The organism is Schlesneria sp. (assembly GCF_036405755.1).
GTDB lineage: Bacteria > Planctomycetota > Planctomycetia > Planctomycetales > Planctomycetaceae > Schlesneria > Schlesneria sphaerica.
Window position 1 is genome coordinate 1 of the sequence record NZ_DASWWZ010000704.1, and the last position, 7,839, is coordinate 7,839.

Here is a 7,839-nt window from a genome sequence, read left to right on the forward strand (position 1 = left end):
CCATGTGAAGTAGAGGAAACAGACCTGCGCACGACACCGCGAACAACGTCATTGCCTCAGCAAATCGATTGATGCTCGTTCGCCATTCCTGGTGCAGCAGGAGGAGGACGGCCGAAATCAGAGTTCCAGCATGGCCGATCCCGATCCACCAGACGAAGTTCACGATCGGGAAGGCCCAGCCGACGGGAATGTTCGTTCCCCAGATCCCGATTCCCCGGGCAAGCAAGTATGCCGTGGCGTAGAGCAAGGCCATCATCAAGGTGAATGAGAGAGCGAAGCCGAGAACCCAGCCACGCGATGTCTTCCGCGTCAAGACGATGGAACTGATCTGGTCAGTGACGGATGCATACGTATGGCCCGGTTCGAGGACGGGAGTTTCGTCGACGGGGGCTGGCACTTCTGCCATGGAAGCAGAAGCGTCGAGCCCCGGGTGGGTGCGGTGACGGCCACGTTTGCGACGACTCATTTTTCCTCCTGTTGTGTTGAGGAACGGCCGTCCCAAGGCGGAGTGTCTTCAGTAGCCAGCCCCGCCAGACGCGGATGCGGGTTACGTAGCCGAGCCAGATGCGTGGTGCGAGGACGCGTGTTGAGTTCCGCTAGCAGTGAGTAATTCAGGGGGGATTTTTTGAGCTGCGTCACAGCACTGGCGGGATCGTTCAGATCGCCAAATGTAATGGCTTGCGCTGGACATGCCTGCTGGCAGGCTGTCACAATTTCACCATCGATCACGTCCCGGTTCTGCTTCCGAGCTTCGATCCTTGCGTGACTGATTCGTTGGGTGCAGTACGTGCACTTTTCCATGACTCCGCGACTGCGAACCGTGACGTCGGGATTTCGCATGAGCTTAAGTGACGGTGCGTGTGCCGCGTCGTAATGAATCTCGGCATCGTAGTCGAGGAAATTGAATCTGCGAACTTTGTAAGGGCAGTTGTTCGAGCAGTAGCGAGTCCCCACGCAGCGGTTATAGATCATCTGGTTGAGTCCGTCGTGACTATGCACGGTCGCGGCGACGGGACAGACGAGTTCGCAGGGGGCTTTCTCGCAGTGGACGCACATCATGGGCTGAAAATACGTTTCAGGGTCCGCGATATCTCCACGGTAGTAGCGGTCGATTCGCAGCCAGTGCATCTCCCGACCCATCCGCACCTGTTTCTTGCCGACAATCGGGATATTGTTTTCCGCCTGACAGGCGACGACGCAAGCATTGCAGCCGACGCAGGCTGTCTGATCAATCACCATGCCCCAGGCGTTGGGGGATTCGGGAGACTCGGGGTACAGAGAGGGGAGTTCATGAGGATGACGCATCTCAGGTGAGATGAAATCGGGGTTCTCCGCGTAACCGGGAAGCGTTTGAATCTGGACCAGATCCCGTCCTTCCATGCTGTGATGCGACTGGGTGATGGATAAGTCGTACAGTCCCCCCGTCTTCTTCAATTGCCCCCCAGTTGTGAACCAGTCGCTCGTCGCTGGCCGAATCGGGTAAGCGTTGAAGCCTGCGCCGTTTCCGATGCGTCCCGACCGGGTCCTTCCATAGCCGAGAGAGAGGGACAGTGAGTTGTCCGGTTGGCCGGGAACGATCAGCGCGGGAACGCGAATCGATTTCTCTCCGATTGTCAGATCGACAAGTTCGGCGTTCTCAACCCCCAATCGACGGGCTGTTCGTGGGCTGATCAAGGCGGCATTGTCCCACGTCAATTTCGTGATCGGCTTGGGAAGTTCCTGCAGCCAGCCGTTGTTTGCAAAACTCCCGTCCCAGATTGTGGGGTCGGGTACAAATGTGACTTCAAGACCCACGGTTGCTGCGTCCCGGGCGGTTGTGGTTGCGCGGGTGGGAGTGACCTTGTCGACGAACTTCCATTCGGGACGGATATCCTCTGCGCTCGAAGACGCGATCACACCGTCGTGGACCGCACGGCGCCATCGATCTTCAAAATCGTCACGACCCCATTGCCGCTTCCAGTAGTTACGGACAATTTCGTAAGCGGTCAGTTCGGCTCGACCCGCCAGCACTGCGATTAACTGGTGCTCATCGCGTGTCTCGTAAAGGGGAGCGATAAGCGGTTGTTGGATCGAACACGTTCCGTCATAGGCGCAGGCGTCGCTCCACGCTTCGAGGGTATGCGATCGTGGAATGTGCCAGTGAGACTCGTATGACGTTTCGTCGTACTCGTGAGCGAGATGCACGCGGAAAGGGACCTTGCGGTAGGCTTCCGCGAAGTTCAGTTCCCCGGGAGTGTTATAAACTGGATTACCACCGATCACGATGAGCATTTTTACGTCGCCCTGACTTATTTTCGTCACGAGCTCACGCAGAGAATCGATTTGGTCACCCGTCTCACCTCCGAGAGCGGGGATATAGCGGACCGTCTTGCCGACATTGTCGAGCTGGCGATTGATTGCATGGGCGAGCGCATGAACTGCAGCGGGCTGGCCGTCGCCGGGAATTACCACGCTGGCACCCGGTTCCTCCTGCAGGTCAGAGAGGAGTGCTTCCAGCCACTTGGCAGGGACTGCAGGGGGGAGATCTTCGACACGCGTCGCAACTTCGATCCCCAGCCGCTCGGCCAGGATGCGAGCCACCGTCTCGATTTCAAAAGCGCGCAGGGCCAGTCGATGATCGGCCTGGGCTCCCGTGAGACTCGGCGTCGATTCGACGGTGTAGAGTCGGTTCATCGTTACCGCATGGGGATCGGCCGCGCCCGCACGACGCCGATCGATGAAGTCGCGTGTATAACGCAGACTTCCGGGCATGCTGGTCAGGAAGTCGGCATCGAGCGAAAGTATGGTTTTCGCCCGGTCAAACTGATAAACGACATCGACCGGTTGACCGAACGCGGCGATGGCACCCGCACGAACATTTCCTCGGCTGACCGGAGAGTACTGAATCCACGTCAGTTCAGGCAGATCCTCGCACAGCGATTTCAACTGGTCCAGCAGTGTGGGTGAAGTCGTGGCTTCCGTAAGGATCACAAGTCCTTTGCCACCAGCGGGACGGAGACTATTCAGTTCTAAAGTCAGTTTCGAGAGAAATTCGCTCCACGTACTGATCCGGCCCGCCTTCATTAAGGTCTGGGACCGATCCGGGTCATAAAGTGAGAGGATCGACGCTTGGGCAAAGACGTCGGTTCCCCCCAGACTGGCAGGATGGTCGGGGTTGCCTTCGATTTTGGTAGGGCGGCCCAAATGACTTTCGACCAGGAGACCCGTTGCATACCCACCCCGCGTCATACAGGTCGCAAAGTATTGAGGTTTGCCGGGAATCATGTCCTCGGGCTGCCGGACGTAGGGGACAATTTTTTCTGCCGGTTGTCTGACGCAGCCGCTCAGCCCCACACCCGCCAGTCCGAGCGAGGCGGCCGCCAGCCGGAGGAAGTCTCGCCGACTCGACTCATCCGTCCATTCGCTCGCCTGACGAGGAAATTCGCGATGCAGGTAATCAAAGAACTCGGGAGACTGTGCCAGTTCTTCAAGGCCGCGCCAGAGGGGAGGAGGGTCTGTGGTTTCCAGACGATTGAGCAGGGCATCTAGGTCGAGAGAGCGAACATTGTTCTGCGGATCGGAATCCGTAGGAGCACTCGGCGAGCGAACATGACCTGAGTCTTTCATCGGTGGCATGTCCCACAATCGAGAAGTTGGTGAGCGTCGATTTTGAAGCTGTGCATCAACTGAGTGACCTCGTCCGGCGAGGTCTCGGCTAGGCTCCCGAATTGATAGATTTTTGACGGGTCGCGAATGAATTTCTCGGGCTGCCGGTGGCAATCGAGGCACCAGCCCATCTGCAAAGTGTGTGCCCTGCGCATGAGGGGCATGCGGTCTACGCGGCCATGGCAGCTTTCACATCCGATACCTTTGGCGACATGAATACTATGATTGAAGTAAACAAAGTCTGGCACGTCGTGCACACGGGTCCATTCAATTGGTTGGCCCGTACGGAAGCTTTCGCGCACGGGGGCGAGCATGGGACTGTCCTTCCAGATCTGGGAGTGACAACTCATACAGACCTCAGTGGCCGGCACGCCTGCAGATGCAGACGTTTCGACGGTGGTGTGACAGTACCGGCAGTCAATACCGAGTCCGCTGACGTGATGATCGTGGCTGAACGGAATCGGCTGGTCTCGCACGACATCCGCCTCGGTGACATAAGCTGATCGGTTGAACTGATCCCAAGCGAAGGCAATCGCCACGCAGAGCAACAATCCTCCGAAGATTGTCACCTTGGAAAAGGTGTTCATGCTGCGATGGAAGATCTGAGGCATTGCTCTCGCTTCCGTATCCGTGTCGTCGATCTCGACTCACACCGTGCAGTTCACTCAATCACCGTAACGAAGTGAAATTCAGAATGCGAATAGTTTTTTTCGCGAAAACGTCCTGCAGCTTATATTCCGTTTCCGGCTTAAAGTGGTCCGAGTGCCCTCGGTGATCGGATGCCGTGTGACTTGGCCCGACTTAGTAGCCGTAGGCCGAGATGGCAATACGAGGACAGTGGAAGCTTCGCCAAAAACAAAAACTCCTCGCACCCAACTGCTGGGGCGAGGAGTTTTCTAATCAATCAGTCAGGCAATCTGACGGCACGGCAGCACAGATGAGTACGCGTTAGATAAGTACGTGTTAGAAGCTATCGGCGATCGCCTGGTCTATTCCCCCTTCGTAGTTATCGAACCGCATCGATTCGCGACGCCACTGGAGATTCACGACGCCGGTCGGACCGGATCGGTGTTTGGCAACCACGATTTCGGCGAGGCCGGGGCGATCTTCAGGGTTATACGCATCCGGACGATGAAGGAACATCACGATATCGGCGTCCTGTTCGATGGCACCGCTCTCTCGCAAGTCGGCCAGACGAGGACGTTTGTCTTCTCGCAATTCGACACCACGGTTGAGCTGGGACAGTGCGATGACCGGCAGACTGTTTTCCTTGGCGATCCCCTTCAGACGACGGGTGATCTGGGCAATCTGCTGTTCGCGGTTGGTCCGCTTGTCTTCTGGTTCGATCAACTGCAAATAGTCGATGATGACGAGTCCCAGATTATTGCGGCGCTTCAGGCGTCGGCAGATCGCACTGATCTGTGCCACCGTACGGCCGGGGGCATCGTCGATGAACAGCGGCAGGCGGCTCAGTTCTGACGAAGCCTCAAGCAGCGCGTGACGCTCTGCCGGTTCCAGTTGCCCTTTTCGCAAACGGTGACCGTCGAGTTTGGCTCGAATACAGAGAAAACGTTCTGCCAGTTCCAGTTTGGACTGTTCGAGACTGAAGATCAGTGCTGCGGTTTCGCCGGCCCCCGCCACCCACTCGGCGATGTTACAGACGAACGCCGTCTTACCCATGGATGGACGAGCTGCGATGATGACCAGTTCTGCCGCCTGGAAACCGTTGGTCTGGCGATCGAGATCTGCGAAGCCGGTCGACAGTCCGCTGATGCTGCCATCTTTTCCCAGTCGGGAATTAATGCGGTCCAGCGTCTCGTGCATGATGTCGTCCATGCCGATTTTAGACGCCGTTTCCTGCTGTTCGAAGATCCCGAAGATACCCTGTTCAGCCCGTTTCAGCACATCGGCGGTCTCGTCGCTCCCCTCATAGCATTCACGTAGCACTTCGGTACAGACGTTGGTCAGACTTCGCTGGATCCATTTGTCGCGGACGATCTCTGCGTAGTATTTCACGTGCGCCGCGTGCGGAACGGTTTCGAGAATTTCAAGCAGATACGGGGCACCACCGATGTCAGCGAGCTTGTTTCGTTCGGCAAGCTCATCGGCCAGCGTGATGACGTCGATGGCTCGCGCATCTTCGCGCATCTTGCTGATGGTGGCATATAGCAACTGGTGAATGTCGCTGTAAAAGTGTTCTGCACGCAATACGTCTGCCACTTCGTCCATGGCAGAGTTTTCGAGCAAGAGGCACCCCAGCAAGCTTCGTTCTGCCGAAAGATTCTGTGGGGGTAATCTGGCTGCAAACGAGGAGTTATCCGACATAAGAAAGTCTCTTCCTGGTGAAATCGCGTCTGATCTATCTGCGGGCGCAAACCCCGCGTCGCAGCGGGTGCCGGGGAAGCCCCGAGGGAATCCGGGCCCTCATCGGTGGGTCGCACGAGTCTTGAGTTTCGACGTGCTCGAGAACCACACCCCGCCCCGGTGACAGAATTCCGAATTGGCCATCACGGAATATAGATCATTTCATTCAGGTTGAAGAGCGAATGAGCAACGTCCTTCCAGATTTCCTGGCTCGTGAGAATTTTTTCTGGGGAAACCTGGTAAAGCTGCGCGAGATCAGCCACCGTTTCTTCAAAGCGGCTCAATTCTGCTGCATCCGGTCGTCGCCCCAGTGCGGTCTGAAACATCATCTCAAGGCGTGACGAGATCGTGTCTTCGCCGTTCGCCAGTAGACGGTTCGCCCAGAATTCGGACTGTTGTATCACGAAAGGATCGTTCAGCAGCGCCAGAGCCTGAGCTGGGACATTGGTGATATCTCGTCGTCCCTGAGTGACCTTTCCCCCCGGAAAGTTGAAGGTCTCGAGGAACTTGGGTCCCTCCATCAAATTGTTCTTGATGTAAAGACTGCGGCGCCCGAGACCGTCGAGCGGGCCGGGGAACAGTCGCCGATCTGCATATTCCTTCGCACGAAATGGCTGCACACTGGGTCCGTAGAGAGTTCTGTCGAGCCGTCCCGACGCGTTCAGGAACGCGTCTCGAACCGATTCGGCCGGCATTCTGCGAGCGGGGTAATGCTGCAGTAATCGATTCTGTGGATCCACTTCGCGCGCCATTGCCGATGGGTGGTTCGACTGCTGGAAGGTCTGTGACAGTACCAGCGACCGAATCAGTCTTTTCACAGACCAGCCCTGTTCCACGAATTGGGCGGCAAGCTCATCAAGCAACTCGGGATGTGAGGGAGGTTCGCCAACGTGCCCAAAGTCATCGACTGTTCTGACAATTCCCGTACCGAACAGATGATGCCAGACACGATTGACCATCACTCGGGCTGTCAGCGGATTGGTGGCGCTGGCGATTTGTTCCGCCAGTTCCAGCCGACCGCTTCCCGCCGATCTGAATGGCTTCGGTGCAGGTCTTGTTTCCGAACCTGATGTGCTCGTCGACTCGCCGCCCAACGAACGATCCATCGCAAGGACTTCCAGATACCGACGGGGAACGGTCTCGCCCGGACGATGACTGTCACCACGAATGAAAACCGGTTGGTCGATGCCGGGGCCACCGTCTGCAATGCCCACTGCAACTCGGGGGACGGCGAGACTTGCTTCGACCTGTCGATACTCCTGGACGGCAGATTCGATACCAGGCGACAGCGCGCCGTTATTACTGATCAGCTCACGATTGAGCAGAACTTCCAGCCAGCGTACGTCATCTTCCGAGGCGGTGTCGCTGGTCCAGGCCGCTATGGCGGATTGCATTCGAGCCGCATAGCGATCTGCGAGCTGGGACAGAGAAAAAGTGACGTCCGACGGAGCGGTTTCGATAGCACTGGAGCTTTCGGAAGCGGGAGTCTCACCACTCTGGAAGAGTGACTGCAAATGGGTCAGGCCGGGCTTGGGCGTTTCGGGGCTGTCGTGCAGCACCACTTGAGTTACGCCGAAATAGGAGCGGGGGTTTTCCGCCGCCTGCTCCCAGGGGAGCCTGTAATTGGCATTATCGCCTCCGAGTGCCGAAAGCTGGTCAGGAAACTTGGGGTTATCAAACATTGTCATGAGTTCCGCGTACGTTCGCAGAACTTCGCGATCTTCTGGAGGCGAGAACGTGACCCACTGAAACTGGGGCGACGTGAGCGCTCGATAGTTGGCGTAATTCAACTGGCAGTGGTTTGAGACCAGACGGACGGCGCTGCTGCGT

The 7,839-nt window shown here is 57.2% G+C and carries 4 protein-coding genes and 1 pseudogene; all 5 read right to left on the reverse strand.

The window, feature by feature from the left end:
• A pseudogene (locus VGE80_RS23260) lies at positions 1-406 on the reverse strand (NrfD/PsrC family molybdoenzyme membrane anchor subunit); the annotation flags it as partial.
• A 56-nt stretch (positions 407-462) separates the two neighbouring features.
• Positions 463-3,606, reverse strand: a complete 3,144-nt coding sequence (locus VGE80_RS23265; protein ID WP_440594317.1) for a TAT-variant-translocated molybdopterin oxidoreductase — start codon at positions 3,604-3,606, stop codon at positions 463-465.
• Positions 3,603-4,256, reverse strand: coding sequence for a cytochrome c3 family protein (locus VGE80_RS23270; RefSeq protein ID WP_373651534.1), 654 nt, complete (start codon positions 4,254-4,256; stop codon positions 3,603-3,605). The genes VGE80_RS23265 and VGE80_RS23270 overlap by 4 nt, the downstream gene beginning before the upstream one ends.
• Positions 4,257-4,608: 352 nt before the next feature.
• The gene (gene dnaB / locus VGE80_RS23275) at positions 4,609-5,970 is read right to left on the reverse strand and encodes a replicative DNA helicase (protein WP_373651535.1); all 1,362 of its coding nucleotides are present in this window, start codon (positions 5,968-5,970) and stop codon (positions 4,609-4,611) included.
• 182 nt (positions 5,971-6,152) lie between these two features.
• The coding region (locus VGE80_RS23280; RefSeq protein WP_440594318.1) for a DUF1553 domain-containing protein at positions 6,153-7,839 on the reverse strand (1,687 nt) is incomplete at its 5' end.

Excerpts from the sequence above, each read along its gene's own strand:
- VGE80_RS23265 (WP_440594317.1), bottom strand. The coding sequence starts at position 3,606 with ATGAAAGACTCAGGTCATGTTCGCTCGCCGAGTGCTCCTACGGATTCC.
- VGE80_RS23270 (WP_373651534.1), bottom strand. The coding sequence starts at position 4,256 with ATGCCTCAGATCTTCCATCGCAGCATGAACACCTTTTCCAAGGTGACA.
- dnaB (WP_373651535.1), bottom strand. The coding sequence starts at position 5,970 with ATGTCGGATAACTCCTCGTTTGCAGCCAGATTACCCCCACAGAATCTT.